Here is a 24,523-nt window from a genome sequence, read left to right on the forward strand (position 1 = left end):
GGGGTGCCTGTGTGTCGGTCTGTGTGCCGGTCTGTCTGCGGGTGCGGGTGCGGGGGTGGATTTGGCTGGTGCGGGTGTCGGGTGGCGCTGTTTTTAGTACACCGCTCGACCCGCTGAGGTTCCCATTCGCGTTACCTCGGAGGTAATCGCCACGCCTGGGGCTCCCGGGACAGACTTGCGGCACCGCGGGCCCCCGCCCCGTACCGCAGGACCACCCCGCCCCCGTACAAGGAGCACCTGATGCAGCGCCCGCGCCGGACAGCAGCTGTCGTCACCACCGTCCTGACCACCGTCCTGACCGGTGCGCTCGTGGCCGGTCCGGCCGTCGCCGGACCCGCCCTCGCCACCGGCGGGACCGGGAAGGCCGCGGGGGGCGGGAAGGCAGCCGAGGTCGACATCCCCTTCGCGGATCTCAAGGTCGAGGCGACCGGTCCGGCGAAGGTCGTCGCCGGGGATCTGGTCGAGTACGTCGTCCGGGTCACCAATCTGGAGGGGGAGGAGGTGTCCACCGAGCTGGAGTTCGAGCTGCCGAAGGGTTCGACCGGTATCACCGTCGGCTCACGTCCTGTGACGGAGCATCTGATACCCGTCGAGTCCTTCCTCCCGGGCAGTACGCGGGTGCTCAGGATCGGGGCCAGGATCGGCGCCGGTGACGGCGGGATCAAGCTCCCCGCGAGCTTCAGGATTCCTGACCAGCCGCTCCTGAACACCTACAAGGACACCGACTGGCGGAACAACCACGCGTACGTCGACACGGTGAACGAGAAGGGCGATCCCTTCATCGGCCCGAACGCCGTACTCGGCGTCAAGGGGCAGATCCTCGCGACCTCTCCGCAGTCCAAGGTGCTCAAGCAGGTGATCACCATCAAGAACACGGGTGAGCACCGGGCCACAGAGATCGAGCTCGAAGGACGGGTGCACCGTCTCTCCGGGAAGATCCTCAAGATCGACGGCGTCGACCCCGCCCGCGGCCACCACACCGACATCGGCTTCCGCTACCGGCTCTCCCCGCTGAATCCGGGCAGGTCCCGCACGGTGATCGTCAAGACGCGGCTCACCTCGGAGACCGGCCCCGGGCCCGCGTACGGCGGCTTCTACGTGCTCGGCTCCGCGAACGGCGGGGAGCACACGCTCGACCTGCGCAAGTAGGGCGCCCGCGAGCAGGGCGACCTTGAGCAGAGCGGCCGCGAGCAGGCGGCCCCATGACAGGGGGTGCGGGGAGGTGACCTCCCCAGGTGCTGCCCCGCACCCCCGCTCGACCCCCGCTCGTGCCCACCGTGCCACCCCGGCCGGTACGAGCGGGGCCCACCTTTCCCGGACCCGTCACCCCGGTCGTCGCGTCCCGCGCGTGAGCCCGGCCCCGTCCGGTCCGCGACCCATATCGATCGGGGAGGAACCCGGATATGAAACGTCCTGCCGCCATCACCGCCATCACCGCGCTCACCGCCGCGGCCCTCGTGCTTCCCGCCACCGCCGTCCAGGGGGACGGCACACCGGACACGGACATGAGCCTGCGCGTCACCGGCCCGGCCGGGGCCGACCCGGGGGCCATGGTCGAGTACGTGGTGACCGTCGCCAACGAGGGTCGTGAGGCGGCCCCGCTGATCGTCGGGACCACGATGCCGAAGGGCACCACCAAGATCTCCTACGACTCCCGGCCCGTGGTGAACGGCAGGATCCTGCTGAACACCCTCGACCCGGGCGAGACCCGTACGCTGCGGATCGCCGCGCGGATCGGCAACCACAAGAACGCTCCGGTGCTGCCCGCGGTCTTCCGGGCCGGTGGAGGCGGTCCGGACCTGGTCCTCTTCAACGACAGCAACATGAGCAACAACACGGGCGAGGTCCGCACCAGGAACCTGAAGCAGGACTCGCTGAACGGTCCCGACGCCCGGCTCGGCATCACCGGCGGGATCACCGGCGACGGCACGCCGGGCAGTGAGCTCACCCAGACGGTCACCATCGGCAACACCGGTGTGCACCGGGCCACCGGCGTATGGCTCAGGGCGGTCATGAACCCCGCGTCGGGGCCGATCACGAAGGTCACCACGGTCGAGGGCGCCACGGGATCGCACGGCACGACGGGGCTGAACTACCGGCTGCCGAACCTCGACCCCGGCAAGACCCATGTGATCACCGTGACCACGAAGGCGGCGGGCACCCACCTCGGCCCCCTGGGCGGTGACTACTACCTCGGTGGGGTCAACGGCGGGGACCACGAGCTCGTTCTCCGCTGACAGGCCACCCGTGAACAGCTGACGGGCCACCCGTGAACAGGGGGCGCGGGCCCATGTCCTTCCCCCGGACATGGCCCCGCGCCCCCGCCGTCCGCCACGCGGCGGAACGGGAAGTCGCGGGTGGCCGACAGTCGCTTCCGGTGTCAGAGGGGGTACGTACTGTGGTGAGGGGTGGAGCTGTCGGCCGGTGCCGGGGCGGAGGCGGACCGGGGGAGGCGGCCGCCGGGGGTGCGCGGGGCCGGGTGCGCGGTGCCGCGTTGTCGAGGAAGGCGGGGGACGATGACGGATGCACGGGGACCGCTGCTCAACGGAGCGGACCGCTTCATGCTCAACCGGGCCCGGACACAGCGTCAGGCGACCGGCCTCGTGCTCGACTTCAGCGGACCGGCGCCGCCGACGGAGGCGCTGCGGGAGCGGCTCGCGGAGCGCGCGCCGCTGATCGGACCGCTGCGGTACGTCACCCCCGCCGGGGGCGGCCCGTCCTGGCGGCGCCCGCGCTGGCGGCCGGCCGAGGGGGGGTTCGTCCCCGCACACCATCTGCGGGTGCGGGAGCACGCCGACCCGGTCGCCGCGCTGGACGAGGTCATGCGCGTGCCGCTGCCGGGCGGTGAGGTGCCCCCGTGGGATCTGTGGCTGCTGCGGTCCAGTACGGCGGCCGACCGGTTCCGGCTCTGTTTCCGGGTGCACCACGCCCTCCAGGACGGGGTGGGCGCCGCGCACAGCACGCTGGATCTGCTGGACGACCAGGGGCCGGGCGGTTCGCCCGGCCCCTGGTCGTATCCGCCGGGGCGGCCCACCGCGCGCGGGGCGCTGCGGGTGCTGGGGGACCTGGGCCGCTCGTACCGCCCGGCGGGCGGCTGGGAGGCGCTGCGGCCCCCGGTGCCGGGGCCGACCCGGATCGTCCACGCGGACGTGCCCGAGGCGCTGTTACAGGAGGCCGCGCGCGGGTGGGGCGTCAGTGTGAACGATCTGTGCCTGGCCGGGCTCGCGCGTGCCCTGCGCGGCGGATGGCCGCGTCCGGGTGCCGGTGACGGGCCGCCCGCCACCTTGCCGGTGCAGGTGCCGATGTCCCTGCGCGGGGCGGACGAGCGGTCCGCGCCCGGCAATCTGACGGCGCTGTTCCGGCTCGAACTGCCCGTCGGCGCGGACGATCTGGCGCAGGCCGTGCGGCGGGTCGGCGCGGCGACCGGCGCGTTCCGTGACACCCGGCTGCGGGATGTGGCACGGGTCGCCGCGGCGGTGTCCCCGTACGCCGTCACCGAGTGGACCGGGCACCGGCTCGCGGACCCCCGCGCACTGCCGCTCATCGCCAGTTCGCTGACCCTGCCGGGGGTGGTGGCGGCGTTCGGGGCGCGGCTCGTGGGGGGCGCCATGTTCTACGACCCGTGGTTCCCGCTGGGCGCGTACGTCTCGTTCACCCGTGCGGGTGGTGTGGTGCGGTGCGCGGTGGTGCACGCGCGTTCCGCGTCGGCGGTGCGGACGCTGCCGGAGCGGTGGGCGCGGGAGCTGTGCGAATCCCTCGCGGGTGTGCCGCGTCCGCCCTGGCCGTCGCGGCCCCGGCGGGTGGTCACGCCCCGGTGGTACGAACGGCCGTCGTCCTGACCGTCGCCGGGCGGTGCCGTCCACCCGGGGACGGTCACCTGTTCGGGGGTTCCGCGGTCGCCGGTTGACGGGGGATGAGGTCTGCTGTCGGGCAGGAGCGGGGCCCGTACGGCGAGGAGATCGGTATGCCCGGGGACGGCGAGGAGGACCCCGGGGCGCGACGGGCCCACGGTGCGGAGGGGGCATCCGGTGCGGAGAGGGCACCCGGTGCGGAGGGCTCGGCTGGGGCGGAGGGTTCAGCTGGGGCGGGTGGGTCACCGGTTGGGGCGGCGGGATCGGATGGGTCCCTGGCTGGGGCTGGGGCTGGGGCTGGGGCCGGGACCGGGACCGGGGCTGGGGCCGGAGGCGGGGCCGGGGGCCTGGCCGGTGGCGGGTCCGGGGTCGGGGGCGGTGGGCCTGGGGAGCGGTCGGGGGACGAGTTCGCGCTGTTGCGGGAGCGGGTCGCCGTGCTGGAGGCCGACCGGGGCGCCGGGGCGTCCCGGCACCGGGTGCGGGCGTTCTTCGCGGCGCTGCTGATCGTCGTCGGTTGCGTACTGGCGCCGCTCGCAGTCCTGGCGTCCTGGACCTCCTCCGAGGTCGGCGACACCGATCGGTACGTGGCCACCGTCGCGCCCCTCGCCTCCGACGCCGATGTCCAGGACGCGGTGGCGGACCGGGTCACCGACGCGGTGATGTCGCATCTCGACCTGAACGCGCTGCTGTCCGGGGTGGCCCTCGACCAGCGGCCCGCCCTGGAGAAGGCGCTCGGCAAGCTCGGGGACGCGCTCCAGAACGCGGTACGCGGCTTCGTGCACGACAAGGCGCGGGCCGTCGCCGCGTCCGACGCGTTCGCAACGGTGTGGACGCGGGCGAACCGGCGGGCGCACAGCGCGGTCGACAAGGCGCTGACCGGGAGCGGCGGCGGGGCTGTCCAGCTCACCGACGACGCCGTCACCATCGACCTCGGGCCCGTGGTGGACCAGGTGAAGCAGCGGCTCGTCGCCGACGGGCTGACCGTCGCCGGACGGATTCCGGAGGTCCATACGGAGCTGGTGGTCGCCCGCTCCGAGGACATCGGGAAGATCCGCCCCGCGTTCCGGGTGCTCCAGGTCCTCGGCAACTGGCTGCCGGTCGTCGCCGTGCTGTTCCTCGCCGTGGGCGTGCTGCTCGCCCGCGGGCGGCGCCGGGCCACGGTCGCCGCCGCCCTCGGCGCCGCCTTCGCGACGCTGCTCCTCGGTGCGGGGCTCGTCGTGTTCCGCGCGCTCTACCTCGACGCGCTGCCCCCGGGGGTGTCGCGGGGCGCCGCCGGTTCGGTGTACGACGCGCTGACCCGGTTCCTGCGGGTCGCCGTACGGACCGTGGTGGCGGTCGGCGTCGTCGTCGCGCTCGCCGCGTGGGTGACCGGGGGCGGCCGGTGGGCCCGGCGGGTGCGGGGCGCTTGGGGCGACGGGATCGGAGCGGTACGGGGGGCCGCGGACCGCTTCGGGTTCCGCACCGGTCCGGTGGGTCCGTGGCTCGGACGGTACGGGGTGTGGGTGGGGTGGGCGCTGGTCGCGGCGGCGGTGCTCACGCTGGTGCTGTGGTCGTACCCGACGGGGTGGGTGGTGTTCGGGCTGGCGCTGGCGCTGGTCTTCGCGCTGGCGTTGGTCACGTTTCTGGCGGGGGTCTGAGGGGGCTCTGGGGGGCTCTGAGGGGGCTGACGGGTGGGCTGGCGGGTGGCCCGGGTGGGGTGGCTGGGTTCGGCTGGGGTGGCTGGTCTGGCTGAGGTGGCTGGGTCCGGCTGAGGTGGCTGGGTCCGGCTGGGTTCGGGGTGGCCGGGGTGTTCGGTGGGGTGGGTGCGGGCCGTGTTGGCGGGCGGTCGCGGTGGTGTGCGGCGTTCACCCGGGCGGGGGTGTCCCTGTGGCGGGGGGTGGTGGTCCGGGTGACGTTGGGACGGCGGGGCCGGAGTGGCCCGGTGCGGTGCGCGCGGTTGCGCGGGCCGGTGAGAAAGGTGGTCCCCATGAGCGACGAGACACCGCGTCCGGGCGACGGGACATCCCGTCCGGGCGGTGCGGGTCCGCGTCCGGGCGGCGAAGGCCTGCGCCCGGGTGGCGAGGGTCCGCGTCCCGGTGGTGAGGGTCCGCGTCCGGGTGGTGCGGGTCCGAACCCTCCGCCGACGGGAGGTGCGGGGGCGCCGCAGGGTGCCGGGGGCACACCGTGGGATCACGGGCGGGCCCCGGCGCCCGACGACTCGCGCAGGGAGTGGGTGCTGGGCGGGGTGCTGTTCGCGGGGGTGCTGCTGCTGTGCAACGGGGTGCTGGCGATCCTTCAGGGGATCTCCGCGATCGCCCAGGACGACGTGTACGAGTCGGTGGGCTCGTATGTGTACGACATCAATCTGACGGGGTGGGGGTGGCTGCTGCTGGGGCTCGGGGTGCTCGCGGCGGTGACCGGGTGGGGGCTGCTGAGCAACGCGGACTGGGCGCGGATCGCCGGGATCGTGCTGGCCTCGCTGAGTCTTGTGGCGCAGTTCCTGTTCCTGCCGTACCAGCCGGTGTGGGCGGTGATCATGATCGCGATCGATGTCTTCGTGATCTGGGCGCTGGTGGCCTACCGGCCTGTCCGTGGTGGGGGGTCCCACGTGTGACGGTTCCTTCCCCTGTTCCGGGTGGGGGCGTCCCCCGTTCGGCGTGACGCCCCTTCCCGGGTCCGGGGGGCGGGGTCCCCCTCGGTTCCGTGGGCCCCCGGGTCTCGTGTGCCCGTTCCTCGCTTCGTTCGTGCGGGACGCTTCGCTTGCGGTTCCGGGGGCTGTCCGGCTGGACGCGTTTGTTCCTGTGCGGGTCGTTCGGTGGGTGCGCAGTTCCTCGCGCCCCTGGATGCTGCCCCCGGTCCGTTGTTCTTCGGGTGCGGGTCTGCCCTCGTTTTTGCGCAGTTCCCCGCGCCCCTGGGTTGTGCCTCTTGCGGTTCCCGTTCGGGTCCGGGTGGTGCTTGGTTCCTCGCGCCCCTGGATGCTGCCCCGGTCGGTTGTTCTTCGGGTGCGGGTTTGCCCTCGTTTTTGCGCAGTTCCTCGCGCCCCTGGGGCTCCACACCTGGGCGTGCTTGTTCCTGTGCGGGGGCGTGACCGTCGTGGCCGGGCCTGTTCCGGGGGGCTGGGGCGGAAGGGAGTTGGGTAGGGCGTATGGGGTATTCGGGCACCCTTCTTCTGATTCTTGCCGTCGCTGTGGTCGCGCCTCTGCTCGCGTACGGGCTGGGGCGGTGGGTACGGGTGCCGTTGGTCATCTTCGAGATCGGGCTCGGGATCGTCGTCGGGCCCGACCTGCTGGGGCTGGCGCACGACGATCCGGCGATCGACACCCTGTCCGACCTGGGACTGACGATGCTGATCTTCCTCGCGGGCTACGAGATCGAGTTCGCCGCCGTACGCGGGGACACCCTGCGCCGCGCGGTGTGGGCCTGGCTGCTGGCGCTGGCGGCGGGGCTCGGGGTCGCGTTCGCGGTGAACGGCGGTGACACCGCCAAGAGTTTTGTGATCGGCACGGCCCTCACCAGTACCGCGCTCGGCACGATCCTGCCCATCCTGCGCGACACCGGAGAACTCAAGGGCCGTTTCGGCACCGTGGTGCTGGCCTTCGGGGCGGTGGGTGAGTTCGGGCCGATCATCGCGATGGCCCTGCTGCTCGGCGGACGTTCGCCCGGGGTGTCCACCGCGCTGCTCGCGGCCTTCGCCGCCGTCACGGCGTGCGCCGTGTACTGGGCGATGCGGCCCCGTCCCCCGTGGTTCGCGCGGATCGTCGCGCGGACCCTGCACACCAGCGGACAGTTCGCCGTCCGGTTCGTGATGCTGCTGCTCGGCGCGATGCTGGCGCTCTCCGCGGTGTTCGGGCTCGACACACTGCTCGGCGCGTTCGCCGCGGGGCTGCTGACCCGGCTGGTGCTGACCGGCGCGGTACCGGAGAGCAGCGCGGAGATCCTGGGCAAGGTCGAGGCGATGGGGTTCGGGTTCCTCGTGCCGGTCTTCTTCGTCGTCACGGGTATCGGGTTCGATCTGCGGTCGCTGCTGGACGGTGGGCGTGAACTGATCCTGCTCGCCCTGTTCCTGCTGCTGTTCCTCCTGGTGAGAGGCGTCCCGGTGTATCTGCTCGCACCGCGCGACCTGCCCCGCCGCGACCGCACCGCCCTCACCCTGTACTCGTCGACCGCGCTGCCCCTGGTCGTGGCCATCACCACGATCGGGCTGGACGACGGCACGGTCACCGCGGGCGAGGCGGCGGCCCTCGTGGGCGCCGCGATGGTCTCGGTGCTGGTGTTCCCGCTGCTCGCGTCCCGGCACCGCAGGGTGTCCGGCGCCCCGGCCGAGGGGACGGCCACCGCGACGGAGGCGTGGTGAACGGCCACCGCGACTGAAACGTGGTGAGGGGTCCCGTACCCGGGTGGGCGCGGGTGGGCATCAGCCGTTCGGACGACCCGGGGGACCGCCACCCGGGTGCCGGTGCGGCACGGTCCACGGGGGAGGGTGGTGGGGGGTGGGACGGGCTGCCTGGCCCCTCGTCCTTGTCCCCGCGCTCCGCGCGCCCGCTCCCCGACCGACAGGAGGCCGCTGTGCCGCGTACCCGTCCGTCCCCCGCCGTACGGAAACCGGCCCGCCGCACGTCGTCGCATGTCGCGGTGACCCTCCTCGCCGCCGCGCTCCTGGGCGCCTGCGCCACCGGCCCCGAGGCCCCCGGCGACAGCACCCGTACGACGGGCGCCGCCCGGGACCGGCCCACCGCGACGCCCGACCCGCGCCTCCCGCACCCCGCGCCGTCCGGCACCGGGACGGACGCCGTCACCCCCGAGCCGTCCGGCACCGGCAAGGAACCCGTCACCTCCGCCGGGGATCTGCTGGTGGCCGACTTCGGCGGGGACACCGTCACGTTCCTCGACCCGGTGGACGGACCGACCGGCTCCGTACGGGTGGGCACCGCCCCGTACGGCATCGCGCTCGGGGACGACGGCCGGGCGTGGGTGGCCACCGCGGAGGGGGTCGCCGTCGTGGACACCCGTACCCGCCGCTCCCTCGGACGCGTCCCGTACCGGACCGGGACCGGGCCCGTCACCGGGGGCGAGTACCGCGGCGGCGGCATGGGCATCGCCCTCGCGCCGGACGGCGAACGGCTCTACGTCGGGGTGAACGTGCCGGACGGGCCGGGGGTGCTGGAGGTCGTCGACACCGCGAAACGCGAGGTCACCGCCACGGTCCCGGTCGGGCGCCGGCCCTTCGACGTGGACGTGGCCCGGGACGGCGCCGAGGTGTACGTGACGAACCACGACTCGTTCGACGTCACCGCCGTCCGCGCGGACACCCTCGCGCCCCGCCGGTTCGAGGTCGCCCCGTACGGCACCGAGGGCGGCCTCGGGTCCTGGCTGAAGCCGCACTACGCGGTGGTCCGTGCCGACGGACGGCTGCTGCTGCCGTTCGAGGGCGAGCGGCTGGCGGTGCTGGACCCCCGGACGGGACGGGTCACCGTCGAGCCGATGACCGCGGACACCCATCAGCACGGTGCCGCGCTCACCCCCGACGGCACCCTGCTGGTCGTGGGCACCGGACCGGTCGGCGACGCCACCGGACCGCCCTCGCTGACGGTCCGGGCCCCGGACGGTACGGAGCGGACCGTCCCGCTCCAGGGCCCGCACGAGGACGTGGCCGTCTCCCGCGACGGCCGTACCGCGTACGTCACCGGCGGGTTCACCCGCGCCGGGTCCTGGGACGGGATCACCGTCGTGGACCTGGACCGGGGGACGACCCGCCGCCTGCCCGGTGGTGACCGCCCGCTGGGCGCGGTGGTCCTCCCGTGACCGGGAACGGGTGCGCCCACCGGTGAACGCCCGGGGGGTCAGCCTCCCGCCACCGCCGAGTAGATCCCCACCGCCGTGCCGAACGGGGCCAGCGTCTCGCCCGCGTCCGCGAGGATGTCGCGGACGGTCCGGGCGAACCGCCGCAGACGGCTCGGCTGGGGCTCCGGCAGCCGGGCCTCCTCCTCCAGCTGGGCCACGGCCGTGTCGAGTTCGGCGGCGTCCCGCTCCGGGAGCTCCGCCCGGACCTGGGCGATCTCCGTGCGGAGCTGCTCGATCAGCTCCAGCAGCGCGGGCGCCTCGGGGGCGGCCACGCCGTCGTTCACCGTGCCCGTGCCGTCACCGACATTGCCGATGTTCACCTTCGCGTGGTCGCCGGACACGCTGCCGACGGGGCCCTTGAAGGTGTTGCGTACCTCTGCCATGGAGATCAGGTCCTTCTGTCGTGGTTCCCCCGGGACGGCTCGGTGCCGTTCCGGGCTGGTACGGACGCCCGCCCGCGGGACGCGGGGCGGCGCGCGGTCAGGGGGGCGTCTCCTCCCCCGGCCCGGGGGAGGACACCTCGTCGACACGGACATCGGTGTGGTCGCCGGTCACCGCGCCCACCGGGCCCCGGAAGTCGTTCGTGCGCCGTTCCACCCGTGTGTCGGCCCGCGCGTTGGTGATGACGGTGATGCCGGACGGGGGCGCGGGGAGCGGGACGGGGTCGGCCGGGAGGGTGCGGCGGAGCTCGTCCGCGAGTTCGCCGGGGGTGGTGGTCCGGGGTGCGCGGGGCTCCTTGAGGATCGTGTAGAGGATCTTGCCGACCGGTCCGGCCACCAGCACATTGGTCTCCGCGACCGCCGTACCGGGCTCGTCGGGCCACGGCAGCCGCCGCTCCGGGTCGAGGAGCTGGTGCAGCAGGGCCGCGAGGGCCACCGTGTCGTGCTGCGGGGTGCGCGGCACACCCGCGTCGCACGCCGGGCGGTAGTAGACGGAGTCCCACGGCGGGGGGACGACCTCCCCGGGCCGCGCCGGATCGGGCGTACCGCTGTGGCCCCAGCCGCTGAGCCGTACCTCGCCGTCGACCAGCGCCAGATTGTCCGGGTGGATGTCGCCGTGGGTCACCGCGTGCCGCCGGTACACCTCGTCCAGTACCTGGGCCGCGTCCACGATCCAGCGCACCGCCCGCTCCGGGGGCACGTCCTCGTTCTCCAGGCAGCGGGTGAACGACCGGCCGCCCACGTCCTCCTGGAGGAACCAGCGCCCGCAGTGCCGCCAGGCGCCCGGCAGCGCCAGACCCACCTCCCGGGCGACCCGGTCGTACCGCGCGACGGCCGCCGCCGCGTCGCCCTCCTGGAGCCAGGTCGCCCGGTACTTCAGCCCGCGCGCGTCCCGGACCCGGGCGACGAGGACCCCGTCGCGTTCGTCCCGGCTCACGACCTGGAGGCCCTCGCGCAGCAACTGCACGGTCTCCGGGGTCTGTTCCTCGGCCGCCCGGTGCCGCCCGCTGTCGAACCAGCGTTCCACGATCGGGTTCACCCAGGCCAGGCTCGCCGGATCGCGGCCCTCCCGGCGCAGCAGCCCCAGATCGATGTAGTCGGCCAGCTCACCCGACTTCGTGTCGCTCCAGCCCGCCTTGACGTCGCTCTCCCAGCGGCTGTCCTTGAGCCGGTCCGCGACCTCGAACAGCAGCGGCGGGATCTTCTCCGGCGCGTCGTACTGGTCGAGCAGCCCGGTGACCGCGCCCTCGCTGGTGGCGATGGAGTGCACCGCCTCCCGTACGAGCCGCGGATCGATCACCCGGCGGTCCCGGTCCTTCAGCAGCTTCGCCAGCGCCTCACCGAGCAGATGCAGATGGTACGGATGCCCCAGGGTCGCCTCGTACGCGGCGATCGCCGAACGGTTCAGGACCTCCACCCGGGTCCCGCCGCCGTCGTCGGGGAAACCCTGGTGGATGACCTCCAGCGCCGGGTCGGAGTCCAGCAGCCCGATCGGCAGCGGCTGCGCGATGTCGGTGTCCAGCTTGGTGCCCCCGAGCAGGGTCTCCAGCTGGGCGTGCGTGCACGAGCCGCTGAACAGCAGCGCGATCTCCCCGCGCTGGGTGAGGTCCCGCAGCATCCCGAACGCCCGGCGCTTCGCCTCGACGTCCGACTTGTAGCCGCGCAGCAGGTCCTGGCACTCGTCGATGATCACCAGCGGCTTGACGACGTCCCCGGGCCACATCGTCCGGCGCACCCCGTCCCACCACGCGGCGAACGACGCCACCTCCACCGGCTCGCTGCGCCGCCGCAGCTCCGCCAGCGCCGCCGACGGGTCCGCGTCCGGGTGGACCCGGCTGAGCAGACCCTCGATGTCCGCGGCGACCAGCGGCAGCAGATTGCGCACCGGATGCTCCTGCGACTGCCCGCTGACCAGCGCCGGGAACAGATGCGGCACCGGCCAGCCGGACGGCGGCGGCAGCTCGTCCCCGGGGGAGTTGCGCAGCCGCCGCAGATGCTCGATCAGCGAGGTCTTGCCCGCGCGCCGCGCTCCGGTGATGAACTGCGGGCTGACCGGGGCGTGCGGCGCGTCCTCGAACGCCCGCCGGATCTCCGCCTTCTCCAGCCGGCGGCCCACGAACATGTCCTTGCCGGTGGTGATCCGCGGGGTGAACCGCTGGCGCACCGACCCCCGCCGCTCCAGCGGCTCCACCGGCACCGGATGCCCGACGGGCTCCGACCAGCCCTCGCCGGGGAACCGCCAGCGCAGCGTCAGGGTCACCTCCCGCGCGCGGGAGTCGATGACGAGGGACCCCTTGCGGGACTCCTCCGGCGTCAGCTCCCCGCTCTCCCACTCGTACGCGGCGCCCTCGCAGCCCACCCGCACGACCTCCGGCGGCTGCTGTCCGGCCCGCAGCTCGAACACCGCCTCCACCGGGCCGCTCCCGATCCGGGTCGCCCGCGGCTCCGCCAGCACCGGCTCGCCCTGCTGCAACCGCCGCTGCGCGGTGTGCTGCCAGTGGACGCGCAGTGCTCGCTGCACGGTCAGGACGGGCGGGCCGAACGCGCTCTCCCGCAGCAGGGTGTCCTCGGCGAGCGGGTCGCTCTCGGCGAGCGCGGCGGCGGTCCGCGCGGTCAGCTCGGCCACGGAGTCCGTGCCGGGTCCGCGGGGCGCCAGCCGGGCCGTCGCGAGGATCAGCCGCGCCTGCCGGTCCCAGCATCCCGCGAGCCGTTCGGCCACGGCCCCGGTCAGCGGGTCCACCCCGGCCGCGAGGAACGCCATGAACCGGGCCACCCGCTCGGGCAGTTCCGTGTCCGGCGGCAGCTCCGCGATCTCGGCGGCCAGCCGTACGGCCTCCCCGGGCGGCGGCCCGACGGACGGCGCGGCGGGACGTTCCAGCAGCTCACGGGCGGCCGTCACCGGGTCCGGATGGCCGTGCCGGGCGCACAGCTCCTCCAGCGGGGCCCGCACCTCGGCGGGGCTCGCGCCGCTGTCCCCGGCCTCCCGCAGCCGGGCCAGCGCCGCGCCGACCCGGCCCATCCCGGCGTACGCGCGGAACTGGTGCAGCTTGCGCGCGGCCACCTCGCGGCGCTGGTCGGGACCCTTGCGGTTGCCGTGCTGACGGGTGCGGCGCAGGAACGACAGCAGCCGCGGCGGGTCGTCCGCCAGATGCCGCGCCACCCGGTCGATCTGCTCGGGCGGCAGGACCGGTACGCCCTTGGAGTTGAGGATCTCCGGCAGATCGGCGGCCAGCGCGTCCGTGACGAGACGGGCCGCCGGCCGGTCGCGCTCCCCGGCCAGCCGGTAGTGCGCGATGGCCTCGTCGGTGAGCCGGCCGTCCCCGCCGCGGTGCGCGAGGAGCGCCGCGACCGCGGCGGCCCGCATCCCCGGCTGCCCCGGCCGCAGCTTGCCGTACTCCAGCAGCAGCGCCGCCGCCGCCGCGGGCCGCCCGCACATGCCCTGCCCGGCCCGCAGCCCGACCTGCGCCCACACATCGCGTTCGGTGCGCCACCAGTGCGGCGCCGCCGTGAGCAGGGCGTCCGCCCGCTCGTAGCGGGCGCGGGCGTAGTCGAGCTGGACGAGGATCTCCTGGCGGATCTGCGGGGTGCCCGCCAGATCGGACAGCCCGCGGATCTCGTCGTCCGTCTCCTCCTTCTCGGTGGCGCTCAGCTCGGGCAGGTCGTGCAGCCGGATCAGGCACATCGCGGCGGCGTTGGCGATGCCCGCGTGCCAGGGCCGCTCCTTCACCAGCTCCCGCGCGTACGCGGCGGCGGCCTCCCAGTCCTCCCGCTCGGCCGCCACGATCATGTCGGTGGCGTCGGCGAGCAGTTCGGGCGGCGCGTCCCGCTCCGCGAGCCGCGCCTTCTTGTGCGCCTTGAGCGCCGTGGTCAGCGAACCCCGGTTCGGGGTCGGCCGGTAGCGGATCAGCGCGTGCTGGTCGAGGAAGTCGACGGCGGTCCCGTACGACTCCTCCAGCAGCGCCACCGCCCGCTCCCGCGGGGTACCGGCGTCCAGCCGCACCCGGGGCCGGACGACCTGCACCGCCTTCTCGGCGCGCTGCCCCTCCGGGTCGAGGAGGTACGCCGCCTCCGCGCAGCTCTGGTTGCGGGTCAGCGCCTGCTGCGCGTAGGTGACCCGGCCGTCGCCGTCCCCGAGTTCGTCACTGGCCTTCGCGAGGGTCAGATAGTGCTCGAAGCCCGCGTCCGGCCGCAGATGCGCGAGCAGCGCGTCCCGCAGCTCCGGGAGCCGGCCCGCCTCCCGGGCGATCCGGACCGCCGGACCCAGCAGCTCCGGGTGGGCCCCGGTGTCGTCGATCCACCGGGCGAGCAGCTCCCACGCCTCGGCCGTCATCCGCGCCGTCTCCAGCACCATCACCAGGGCGGCGGCGGTCGCCGGTTCCGGCGGCTGGAGCGGGAACAGCTCCCGGACGGTGGCGACATGGCGTTCCTGGCCGCCCCGGTCGAGCCGGATCGCCTTGCGGACGGCGTCGGCGGCGAGCCGGAAGTGATGGGTGCTCGGGGCGTTGCGGCACTGGGCGACCAGCCGGGCGGCGGTGGACTCCGCCTCGGTGACGTACAGCGCGGCGCGCGGCGGCCGGTGCGCCGGGGTCCGCGCGGCCTGCCCGCGCACCACCGGGGCGGGCCGGTGCGCGGGCTGCGGCACGGCCCGGCCGGCCGCCCCGAACAGCTCCGCCAGCTCCCGGTTCTGCTGCGCGGTGAACCACCGGGTGGTGACCCGCGCGTGGTACACGAACGTGTCGGCGGCGGCCGTCAGCCGCCCCGTCGCCGCGTACGCGCAGCCCAGGTTCCAGGCGGCGCCCGCGGTCAGCCACATCTCGTCCGCGTAGGCGCTGTGCAGCCGCAGCGCGTCCTCGGGGCGGCCGGAGATGATGAGCTGGCCCAGCGCGTTGCCGAGGGCGACGGGATGGGCGCGGACCGCGTCGGTCCACAGATCGACCAGATCGTTCTGCGTTGCCAGGGCCGGGGGGTTCTGCGCCCGCCAGATCGCGACCAGGGACGCCTCCGGCTCCACGATCCGCACCAGATGCGGCTGGATCTCCTGGCGGTCCCCGCGCACCGGAGAGCCCACGTCCTCCCGGACCGGCGGGCACGCCGGGTTCAGCTCCTCCAGGATGCTGCCCGCCCGCGCGGCCTGGTCCCGCAGATGCAGGATGCGCGGCAGCCGCTCGGGGGAGATCCACTGCACACAGCTCTGGAGCACCTCCACGGCCTCGTCCCAGTACCGGTGGTCCATCAGCCAGGCCGCGAGGTCCCGCACCGCGAAGTCGTCCCGGATCTCCAGGACGGCCTTGATGACCAGGTTCAGGGTGCCCGGCGGCGGCAGGCTCATCCGGGTGGACCGCAGATGCGCGAGGACGGTCGCGAGATCGCGGCCGGGGCGGGGCCGCCCCGAGCGCGCCTCCGCGAGCAGTTCGGGCAGCTGCCCCTCGAACAGGGCCTGCGCGTCGTCGGGTTCGCGGTCACCGGTCCGGAAGGAACCCGACCCGTACGCGGGGGTCCGCTGCGGTGCGGAGGCCCGCTCCAGGCGTTCCTCCAGCGGCTGTGTCCAGTGCGGTCCGGCGCCCTTGGCGCGCGCCTGGCCCAGCTGTTCGCGGGCGAGCCCCAGATCGGTGCAGCGGCGGTCGAGGGCGACCCGCGCCAGCTCCACATGGTGCCGCCAGCTCAGCTCGCCCCGGGCCGCCTCGATCCGGCCGGTCGCCGCGCGGGCCGCCGCCAGATCGCCGCGTTCGCGGTGGATACGCATCAGCAGATACGCGGCGGGCGCCGACGGGTTGGCGCGCAGCAGTTCGTCGAGGAGCCGGACGGCGTCGTCGGTCCGGCCCCCGTCGTGGAGCTCCTTGGCCCGCGCGGCGAGCGCCGGTTCGTCCACCGGCGCGGCGGCCGGGCCGGGCGCGGCGGCCGTGGCACCCGGGGAGGCCGTGGCACCCGGCGCGGGCGCCGGGGCCGGGGCCGGTACGCGCGGCAGCGGCGAGGGCGTCCCGAGCCGCCCGCAGTACGCGTCGACGGCCGCCCGCTGGTCGGGCGCCACGACCCCGGGCAGGACCCGTGCGAACACCCGCAGCGACTCCAGCGCGGCCCCGTCCCGCCCGGCGGCGGCGTACGCGCACGCGATGTTCCACACGGCGGCGGCCCCGAAGTACTGCGTGTGCGCGTACCGCGCGTACAGCGCGAGCCCGGAGTCCGGGTCCCCGCTCCGCACGTACCAGCCGACGGCCCGCCCCAGCGCGACCGGCGACCCCTCCGCCACGGCCCGCGCGAAGTACGCCGCGGCCCCGAGGGGTTCCACCTCACCGGTCCCGCCCTCCGGCACGCTGCCGGGCCCGGTCGCGGTCCCAGTCGCGGTCCCGGATCCGGTCCCCGGTGGGTCCTCCAGCAGGGGGACGAGGGTGAGCGCGTCGTGGGGGAGGGGGGTGCTGTCGGAGGGCGTGGTGGGGTACGGGGTGCTGTCGGCGGGCGTGGTGGGGTGCGGGGTGCTGTCGGCGGGCAGCGGACCGTGCGGGTCGGTGCGGGTCGGCAGCGGGGGGAGCGGGTCGGTACCGGTCGGAAGCGGGGGGTGCCCGAGGGCGAACACCGCGTCGGCGCCCGCCTGGTCGCCCTCCTCGCGCAGTTCCTCGGCCAGCGCCTGCCAGTGCCGCCCGCGATGCGGTTCCGTGAGCGTGGCCCGAAGGGCCGCCCCGCGCTCCGGCGAACCACGGTCCAGCAGCCGCGCCGCGACCTCCACGGGGTCCTCGGGCGGTGGGCCGGGGGTGGGGCGGGGGACGGAGTCGGGTACGGGTGCGGGGTCCTGCGCAGGGTCCGGTGCGGAGGGGGCGGGTACGGGTGCCGCTTCGGGTACGGGTACGGGTGCGGGGTCCTGCGCCGGGTCCGGTGCGGAGGGGGCGGGTACGGGTGCCGCTTCGGTTACGGGTACGGGTTCGGGGTCCGGCGCGGAGGGGGCGGGCGCGGGGTCGGGTACGGGTACGGGGTCCTGTGCCGGGCCGGACCGGGCGGACGCGGACTCCTGCTCCACGGCGGAGGCGGACTCCTGCTCCACGACCTCCAGATAGCGGACCGCGGTGTCGAGGTCGCCCGCCGCCAGATACATCTCGGCGGTCCGCAGATGGAGCCGCAGCAACCCGGCGTGCTCGTCCGCGTCCCCGTCGGCCCCCGGCCTCGGCCCACCGCCAGACCGGTGCGGGGACGGGGTCTCGGACGAGGACGGGGACGGGGACGAGGGCGGGGCCACGGCCGGGACCAGGGACCGGTCGGCGGTGTGGAGCCGACGGGTCACCTCCAGCCGCCGGTGTTCCGCGCCGAGGAGTTCGGCGCCGTCCTCCGCGCGGTCGATGTCCCCGCGCTCCAGCGCGGCGTCGACCGCGTCCCGCAGCGGACCGAGCACCACCGCGTCCTCCGGTCCCGCACCGGCCACCAGCCCGTCCGCCCAGTCCCGCAGTTCGTCCAACGGCGCCAGATGGGCGCGCAGTTCGTCGTCCGGCAGCCCCCAGGTGCTCACGGCGACGGCGATCCGGTGCCGGAAGCGGGGACCCGCCGCGGTGAGCGCGTGGCGGGCGACCGCCACGAGGACCGGTGTCCCGCCGGGCGTGCGCGGCGCGTCCGGGTCCGGCCCCGGGTGCAGAGCCGCGGCGGCGACGGGCGCGAGCGGGCCCGTGAAGCCCTCCGCGCCGGTGAGCGCGCCGTCGCCGCCGGTCCACAACCGCTGCGCGCCGAGCAGGAGTTGGGCCAGCGCGGCGGCCTCGGGTCCGCCGTCCGCGCGGGCGGTCCGGACCATACGGGTGAGCAGATCGCCGTCCCCGCGCGGGCCGCCGGGGTCCGGGGCGGCCGGGAGCGTACCGCCGCGCAGCAGGGCGCGGCGGCGGAGGGCCAGCAGGGCGGGTACGGCGATCCGGCACAGCTCGTCCGGTGTGAAGGCGGCGTCCTCCGTACCGTCGTCGAGGAGGAACGCGGACACGACGCGGCCCGTCTCCTGGATGTCGTCCTCGGACCAGGTGAGCACCCCAACCCCCGCGCTCCGCTTGCCGTACGGGTACCGATGGTATCCAGCGTGGCCGGAATCCGACGCGGTGTCACCAGGGTCCCGTCATCACGCGGTCGCCCGCCCGTCGCGCACAGAGACGCCGCCGGGGCCCGCGCGGTTCGCGCGGGGGCGTACCGGATACGGCCGTGCGCCGGTACGGGGCCGGGACTACGCTCGGTGCGGGTTCCGTACCGGGGCGTGTGCCACGGGGTGCGTGTCTCCGGGCCCGCCGTCCACGCCCGACCGGGGGAACGCGTGTGAACGACCATCCGAATCTGCTGCCGGAGGACCGTCCGGCGTACGAGAGGTGCGTCGACCAGGGCATCCGGACGCTGCGCGCCAGCCCGTCGCCGCCCGACCCGCGGCTGTCCGAGGTCCTGCGCACGATGGCCCTCAACGCGACGTTCCAGGTCAACGAGTCGGCCGCGCCGGAGTACGAGGAGTACGTCCGGCGGCGGGCGGCGGCGCGGGCCTCGCCGGGGAGGGCGTCCGGCACCGGTGACGCGTTCGCCGGGGCCGCGCCGACGACAGCGCCCGCACGGAAGCCGTTCCCCCGTGGGCGGGTGGCGCTCGTCGTGCTGGGTTTGCTGCTCGGCGGGTCGGCCCTGGCCGTACTGCTGCTCGGGGAACCGGGCACGGCCGCGGTCGTGCTCGGTGCGGTGGCCGCTCTCACGGTCCTCGGCGCGGGGCCTCTCCGGGGTCTGGGGGCCGCCCGGCTCCCGAAGCCCGTGCGACGGCGGCGCCCGGCCCCCGAGCCCGTCGCCCAGGCCGGGCGGGTGGACGGGCCCACGAGGGGCCACGACCTCCGGACGGCCAGGCGGGAGTGGGAGGCGGCGCTTCTGTACCGGGGCGTGCTGCCGTTCCTGCGGACCGCGCTGGAGTCCTCCGCCGAGGTGCGCCTGGACGCGCGGCTGGCGGATGTGCGGAGCACGAGGACCATCCGGCTGAGGCCCACCGCCCGGCGGCGCGTCTCGGAGCGTGGTCCGGGGTACGGACCACCGCCCGCCGCCGACTCCGGGACCACGACGGACACCCTGGACCGCCCCTGGCCGGGAGGCAGCGAAGGCAGCGAAGGCAGCGAACCGGACCGCCCTTGGCCGGGAGGCAGCGAACCGGACTTCTCCAGCCCCGACTACGGCGCCTGGGACGCTGCCGATGAACCGGACGAGGACGAGCCGCCGTACGACGACCCGGAGCGCGAGCACGGGAGCACCGAGCCGGGCGCCGGATGGGGCCCGTCGAAGACACCCGGCAGGGACCCCGGCGAGGACTCAGGTCCGCCGGACCCCGAGCCACCCGTACGCGCCGACCCGCCCCACCCGCACGGAGGCTACGGCCAGGCACAGCCCCCCGCGCACGCGTACCCGCAACCGCAGTACCCGTATCCCGGCGGGCGTCCGCACCCGGGTACGGGCGGCCGCCCGCACCCTGGCCTGCCGTCGCGGAGAGTCCGCCCGCACCCGGAGTACCAGAGCGCCCGCCCGCACCCGGACACCACCGGGCGGCCCGACCGGGACACCCCGCCGCCCCCCGACCCCCGCCGTATGGTCGTGGAACTGGTCGAGCAGGCACCGCCCGGCACGGAAGTGCCCCTCCAGGTGCAGATCGTGCAGGACCGGTCGGCGGACGACCGCGCGGAACCGGGCATCGCGTTGCGCGCGTTCGCGGTCCCGGCGGACGGGGCGCGGCTGCTGATCACCGTGCACGCGCCGGGGCTGATCGCGCTGGGCGACCTCCAGCAGGAGGTGACGGTCCGGCCCGGCACCGACTCCGATGTGCTGACGTTCGGGCTGCGCACGGCGGCGGAAGGGCTGCGCGCGGTCACCGTACGGGCGTTCCACGCGGGGACGTTCCTGGGCGAACTGCGGGTCCAGCTGTCGGTACGGCACGGCACCCCGGCCCGTTCCGGCCCGCCGCGTGTGGCCCCGCTCGCGTCGGTCGCCTTCGACCCGGGCGAGGTGACCCTCCAGGTGCTCAGGGGTGAGGACGGCTCGTACAGCTTCCAGCTGATCAGCGAGACCTGCTACGCCCCGGAGTCGTTCCGGCTGCTCGGCGGCGACCCCCGGTGGATCGCGGACCGGGTGTACCGGGAGCTGCGCCAGGCGGCGGCCGAGTCGGGACCGGGCTCGGACGGGGTGGCGGGGGCCCGGCGGCTGCGGAACCTGGGCGTCGAGATGTGGGCGTCGGCGGTACCCGAACCCGTACGGCGGCAGTTCTGGGCCGAGGCGGACCGCATCTCGTCGGTGACGGTGCTCGGCGCGCACGACCTGGTGCCGTGGGAGCTGCTGTACCCGCTGGACGGCGACTGCGAGGGCGAGGGGTTCCTGTCGGAGTGGCTGCCGGTGATCCGCCGGACGTTCGGCCAGCAGCGGGTCCGGGAGCTGGATCTGTCCCGGGCCGCGTTCGTCGTGCCGCCGGACTCCCCGGAGGGCGCGGCGGAGGAGATCGCGTCGCTGCGCCGGCTGTTCGGCGCGGGGGTCACCGACCTCGGGGTGTTCACGGAACGTTCGGCGGTCAGCGGTCTGGTCGAGAGCGGGTTCGGGGGGCTGCTGCACTTCGCGTGCCACAACACGTTCAGCGACGAGGGCTCGCAAGTGGCGATGGCGGACGGCCCGTTCGACCCGATCGACCTGGCGTACGCGACGCACTCCCGCTCGCTGCGGGACTCGCGCCCCCTGGTGTTCTTCAACGCGTGCCGCAGCGCCGGCGAGATCGGCTGGTACGCGGCGAGCCTCGGCTGGGGCACGCAGTTCCTGCGCTCGGGCGCGGGAGCGTTCGTCGGCACCCTCTGGCCGGTCCGCTCCGACGCGGCCCACGACTTCGCCCGCGCCTTCTACACCGAACTCCTCACCCGCGACCGCACCCTGGGCCAGGCGTCCCTCCACGCCCGCAGAGCGGTACGCCGCGGCGACGGCGACCCGACGGGCCTGGCATACGCGGTGTACGGCAGCCCGGCGGCCCGTGCGGGTCGCCTTCGCTAGCGCTTCCGAGGTCCGTCCGGCTGGACCTACTTGTCCCTGTGCCGTCGCTCGTGGGGTGCGCAGTTCCCCGCGCCCCTTTGGGGCGCACCCTGTGGGTCCTTCGGGTCGGTGCCGGTCGGGATTCTCCGTCCTCGCTCCAACGCGCTCGGTACACCGTCCAGTGACCCGACTGAAGAGCATCGGAGTCTGCGGGCAGAGATTCCCGCCCACCCCCTCCCGCAGCCGAGCGCCCGCACGAGGAGGGTGATTCAACCCCGCCCGGCCCGGAGCCTGACCACACCCGCAGGCCGAGAACAGCCAGGCAGCGCCTCGACAGGGGCGCGGGGAACTGCGCACCCACGTGAGTACCCGCACGGAATGAGGTACGCCCAGGAATGGAACCCCAGGGGCGCGGGGAACTGCGCACCCCACGAGCGACGGCACAGGAACGAAGTGCGTCCCGCCGGACAGCCCTGGGAAGCGCAAGCGAAGGCGGCCCGCGGGGAACTGCGCGAGACCACCGAGCGACGGCACCGGAAACAAGTACGCCCAGCACAAGAATCCCAGGGGCGCGGGGAACTGCGCACCCCACGAGCGACGGCACAGGAACGAAGTGCGTCCCGCCGGACAGCCCTGGGAAGCGCAAGCGAAGGCGACCCGCGGGGAACTGCGCACCCACGAACGACCTGTGCGGGAACAAGTACGTCCCGCCGGACAAACCTCACAAGCGCAAGCGAAGGCGACCCGCAACCAACTCACCTCCCCCACAGGTCTTGGGTCCGACGCCCGCTCGCACGGCGGGCGTCGGACGACCGGTACCGAGGGGACCCCATGAGATCTGTAGACAGGCGAGAAGGACGTTTCGCGGACCGCCTCACGACCCGCTCCGCCGCCGCGTGCCTGGCGGTCGCGGGAATACTCGCGGGCGTGCTGGTCGGCAACTCCGCGCTGGGAACCGTGCCCGGCTGCGGATTCGGCAGTGACGCCTACCCGTCCCAGACCGCCAGGGACTGGACCGCCCACGCGGATCACGTGGTCGTGGCCACCCCGGTGAAGGAGCGGAGCATCAACAGGCGGGACTACGAGGAAGGCCGGACCTTATACGACGTGGAACGCGAGGTGACCTTCCGCGCCGATGACGTCCTTTGGGGTGCGGAGCGCCCCGGACGTCCGGTAGGCGCCGAGTTCGAACTGGTCGCTCCCGGCTGGAGGGTGATCAGGGCGTCGGGCGACCGCTTCGACCATACGAACGCGAACGCGCCCCGCTTCGAAACCGGCCACACCTACCTCCTCGCCCTGCGATGGGATGCCGGCCGGTGGGCCGTGCTCGGGGAGGGCGCCGCCGTCCCCTTCGACGACCGCACGGTGGGCCAGGGCGAATGGTGCGGGCGCGACCTCAGCAAGGAGGACGTCGCCCGAGGCGAGCGCTTCTCCCGCCCGGACGACACCAGCCTTGAGGAATCCCTGCTGGGCCGGAACGCGCAAGCGGTCACCCGTGAACTCGACAAGGCGAGCAGGAAGTGACCACCGAAGCCGTGCGGCCGCCGGGCGGGCGGGAAGCGGACCGCCTGTCGCCGCCCAGTCCGCCCGCGTGCCCCGCCAGCCGGTCACACCTGCGGTGACCTGCTGAGACCCGTACAACCAATCGCCGCCTCCGACGGTCCTGCTCGACAACCTCTGATCAACGGATCACGGATCACGGCCCGACGGGCCGCTGTCCGTGGCCGACCAGGACTGAAGGACTCGATGAACCCAGCCAGACGCACCACCGCCACCGCCTTGGTCCTGGCCACGGCGGGCGGGGTGCTCCACGCCACTGCCGCGCCCGCCTCCGCGGCGGTGAGCTGTACCTCCCCTGTCTTCAAGCGGCAGGTCTTCGCGAACACCACGTTCGCCGGTACGCCGAAGAAGACGGACTGCGACTCCGCGATCGACCAGAACTGGGGTACGGGCGCACCCGCGTCCCGCGTGCCGAAGGACAACTTCGGTGTTCGCTGGACCGTGACCCGCGACTTCGGCTCCGGTGGCCCGTTCACGCTGAACGTGGCCGCTCAGGACGGCATCCGGGTGTACCTCGACAACAGCCGCAAGGTCGATCTCTGGAGGAACGTCTCCGCGACACAGAAGAAGACCGTCAACATCAACGTCCCCTCCGGCAAGCACACCCTCCGGGTCGACTTCGTCAACTGGAGCGGAAAGGCGAACGTCAAGTTCGGCTACCAGCCGCGGACCGCGGCGTCGGTCGACAGGGTCAAGCCCCTTGCTCCGACGGCTCCGGCCGTGTCGTACAGCGCCTCGACCGGCAAGGCCGAGCTGACCTGGGCGAAGAACAAGGAGATGGACCTCGCGGACTACCGTGTGTTCCGCCGCGCCAAGGGAGCCGCCTTCAGCACCAGGCCGCTCGCGACGACGATCTCCACGACGTACACGGACACCACCCTGCCCAAGAACGGGGACGTGTACTACTACGAGGTACGGGCCCGCGACAAGGCAGGCAACCAGTCGGCGGGTACGGCCGACAAGGGCGTCACGACCGCCGACCGTACGGCGCCGGACCGGGTCAGGGGGATCTCGGCGGAGGGCACGACCGCGGGCAACACCGTCCACTGGCTGGCGTCCTCGAAGGACGTCCGCCACTACGAGGTGTCGGGCGCACCGGTGGGACAGCAGGACGCGGACGGCCCCGTCGTCGTCCCCGGCACCTCCTACACGGACCCGGCGGCGGTCGCCGGTACGCCCGTCACGTACACCGTGCGCGCGGTCGACGCGGCCGGGAACAAGTCCGCGGTGTCCCAGCCCGTCTCGGTCACCCGGCCCGCGGCTTCCGCCGTGCCCGCCCCGTCCGCGCTCCGGGCCGAACCCCTGGACGCCTTCACCGACGTCACCTGGTCCGGCGCCGACGGTTCCGACGCCGCGGTCACCGGTTTCCACGTCTATCGCCGCACAGCGTCGACCGGTGCCTGGGCCCTGGGGGGCAAGGCCGCCGCGTCCGCCACCTCGTACCAGGACACGTCGGCTCCGAAGGGCCGCGCGTACTACTACGTCGTGGCCGTGGACGACGGTGACGCCGAGTCGGCCCCGTCCGGCCCGACCACCCTCGACCGCCGCACCCCGGCCACCAGCGACGGGCCGCGCGCACCGCGACTCGACCTGATCTCGTCGGGTTCCACCCGGTCACCCATCATGGTCGGCATCAAGCCCGGCGCGGGCGACGAGAAGAGGCTGCTGAGCGGCTACTCCTGGAACATCTCCGGCGCGTGCGGTGACAGCGGCCTGGGCGGCATGACGACGAGCACCACGATCTCGTGGACACCCCCGTACAACGGCCCCTGCGCGGTGACCGTGTTCGCCGTGGACACGTACGGAAGGCAGGGCGAAACGGCCGGCCAACTGGAGTTCATGGTCAACCGCTGACCCCGACCCCTGCCGCTGCGAGGC

General features: G+C 74.4%; 12 protein-coding genes. 10 read left to right on the forward strand and 2 right to left on the reverse strand.

Annotation, left to right across the window (positions count from 1 at the left end; translation table 11 throughout):
- Positions 1-240: 240 nt before the first annotated feature.
- From AB852_RS13775 to AB852_RS13805, 7 genes are all read left to right on the forward strand, one after another.
- The gene (locus AB852_RS13775) at positions 241-1,149 is read left to right on the forward strand and encodes a hypothetical protein (RefSeq protein ID WP_073787461.1); all 909 of its coding nucleotides are present in this window, start codon (positions 241-243) and stop codon (positions 1,147-1,149) included.
- A 254-nt stretch (positions 1,150-1,403) separates the two neighbouring features.
- A complete protein-coding gene (locus tag AB852_RS13780; RefSeq protein ID WP_073787463.1) occupies positions 1,404-2,237 on the forward strand; it encodes a DUF11 domain-containing protein in 834 nt (277 codons plus the stop codon).
- A gap of 279 nt (positions 2,238-2,516) precedes the next feature.
- On the forward strand, positions 2,517-3,839 hold the full coding sequence (locus AB852_RS13785) for a wax ester/triacylglycerol synthase domain-containing protein (protein WP_073787465.1): 1,323 nt from the start codon (positions 2,517-2,519) through the stop codon (positions 3,837-3,839).
- Positions 3,840-4,285: 446 nt separating this feature from the next.
- Positions 4,286-5,488: a hypothetical protein gene (locus tag AB852_RS13790; RefSeq protein WP_342748475.1), complete on the forward strand. Its 1,203-nt coding sequence runs from the start codon at positions 4,286-4,288 to the stop codon at positions 5,486-5,488.
- A gap of 407 nt (positions 5,489-5,895) precedes the next feature.
- Positions 5,896-6,444, forward strand: a complete 549-nt coding sequence (locus AB852_RS13795) for a DUF7144 family membrane protein (RefSeq protein ID WP_073787913.1) — start codon at positions 5,896-5,898, stop codon at positions 6,442-6,444.
- Between the two features lie 531 nt (positions 6,445-6,975).
- Entirely contained in the window at positions 6,976-8,184 is a 1,209-nt protein-coding gene (locus AB852_RS13800) for a cation:proton antiporter (RefSeq protein ID WP_073787467.1), read from the forward strand.
- Positions 8,185-8,396: 212 nt separating this feature from the next.
- Positions 8,397-9,632 carry a YncE family protein gene (locus tag AB852_RS13805; RefSeq protein ID WP_079184575.1) on the forward strand — a complete coding sequence of 412 codons (1,236 nt, stop codon included), beginning with the start codon at positions 8,397-8,399 and terminating at the stop codon, positions 9,630-9,632.
- 38 nt (positions 9,633-9,670) lie between these two features.
- Here the strand turns inward: AB852_RS13805 and AB852_RS13810 are convergent, their stop codons facing one another.
- Positions 9,671-10,054, reverse strand: coding sequence for a hypothetical protein (locus AB852_RS13810; protein ID WP_073787469.1), 384 nt, complete (start codon positions 10,052-10,054; stop codon positions 9,671-9,673).
- A gap of 97 nt (positions 10,055-10,151) precedes the next feature.
- Entirely contained in the window at positions 10,152-18,104 is a 7,953-nt protein-coding gene (locus AB852_RS13815) for a protein kinase family protein (protein WP_073787471.1), read from the reverse strand.
- Between the two features lie 278 nt (positions 18,105-18,382).
- Here AB852_RS13815 and AB852_RS41330 point away from each other — a divergent pair, with 278 nt between their 5' ends.
- The 3 genes from AB852_RS41330 to AB852_RS13830 all read left to right on the forward strand — a co-directional run bounded on the left by AB852_RS41330 (position 18,383) and on the right by AB852_RS13830 (position 24,499).
- On the forward strand, positions 18,383-21,106 hold the full coding sequence (locus tag AB852_RS41330) for a CHAT domain-containing protein (protein ID WP_073787473.1): 2,724 nt from the start codon (positions 18,383-18,385) through the stop codon (positions 21,104-21,106).
- Between the two features lie 810 nt (positions 21,107-21,916).
- The gene (locus AB852_RS13825; protein WP_073787475.1) at positions 21,917-22,609 is read left to right on the forward strand and encodes a hypothetical protein; all 693 of its coding nucleotides are present in this window, start codon (positions 21,917-21,919) and stop codon (positions 22,607-22,609) included.
- A 222-nt stretch (positions 22,610-22,831) separates the two neighbouring features.
- Positions 22,832-24,499, forward strand: a complete 1,668-nt coding sequence (locus tag AB852_RS13830) for a fibronectin type III domain-containing protein (protein WP_073787477.1) — start codon at positions 22,832-22,834, stop codon at positions 24,497-24,499.
- The last annotated feature ends 24 nt before the right edge of the window (positions 24,500-24,523 follow it).

It is taken from the genome of Streptomyces uncialis (genome assembly GCF_001905345.1).
In the GTDB taxonomy this organism is placed as follows: domain Bacteria; phylum Actinomycetota; class Actinomycetes; order Streptomycetales; family Streptomycetaceae; genus Streptomyces; species Streptomyces uncialis.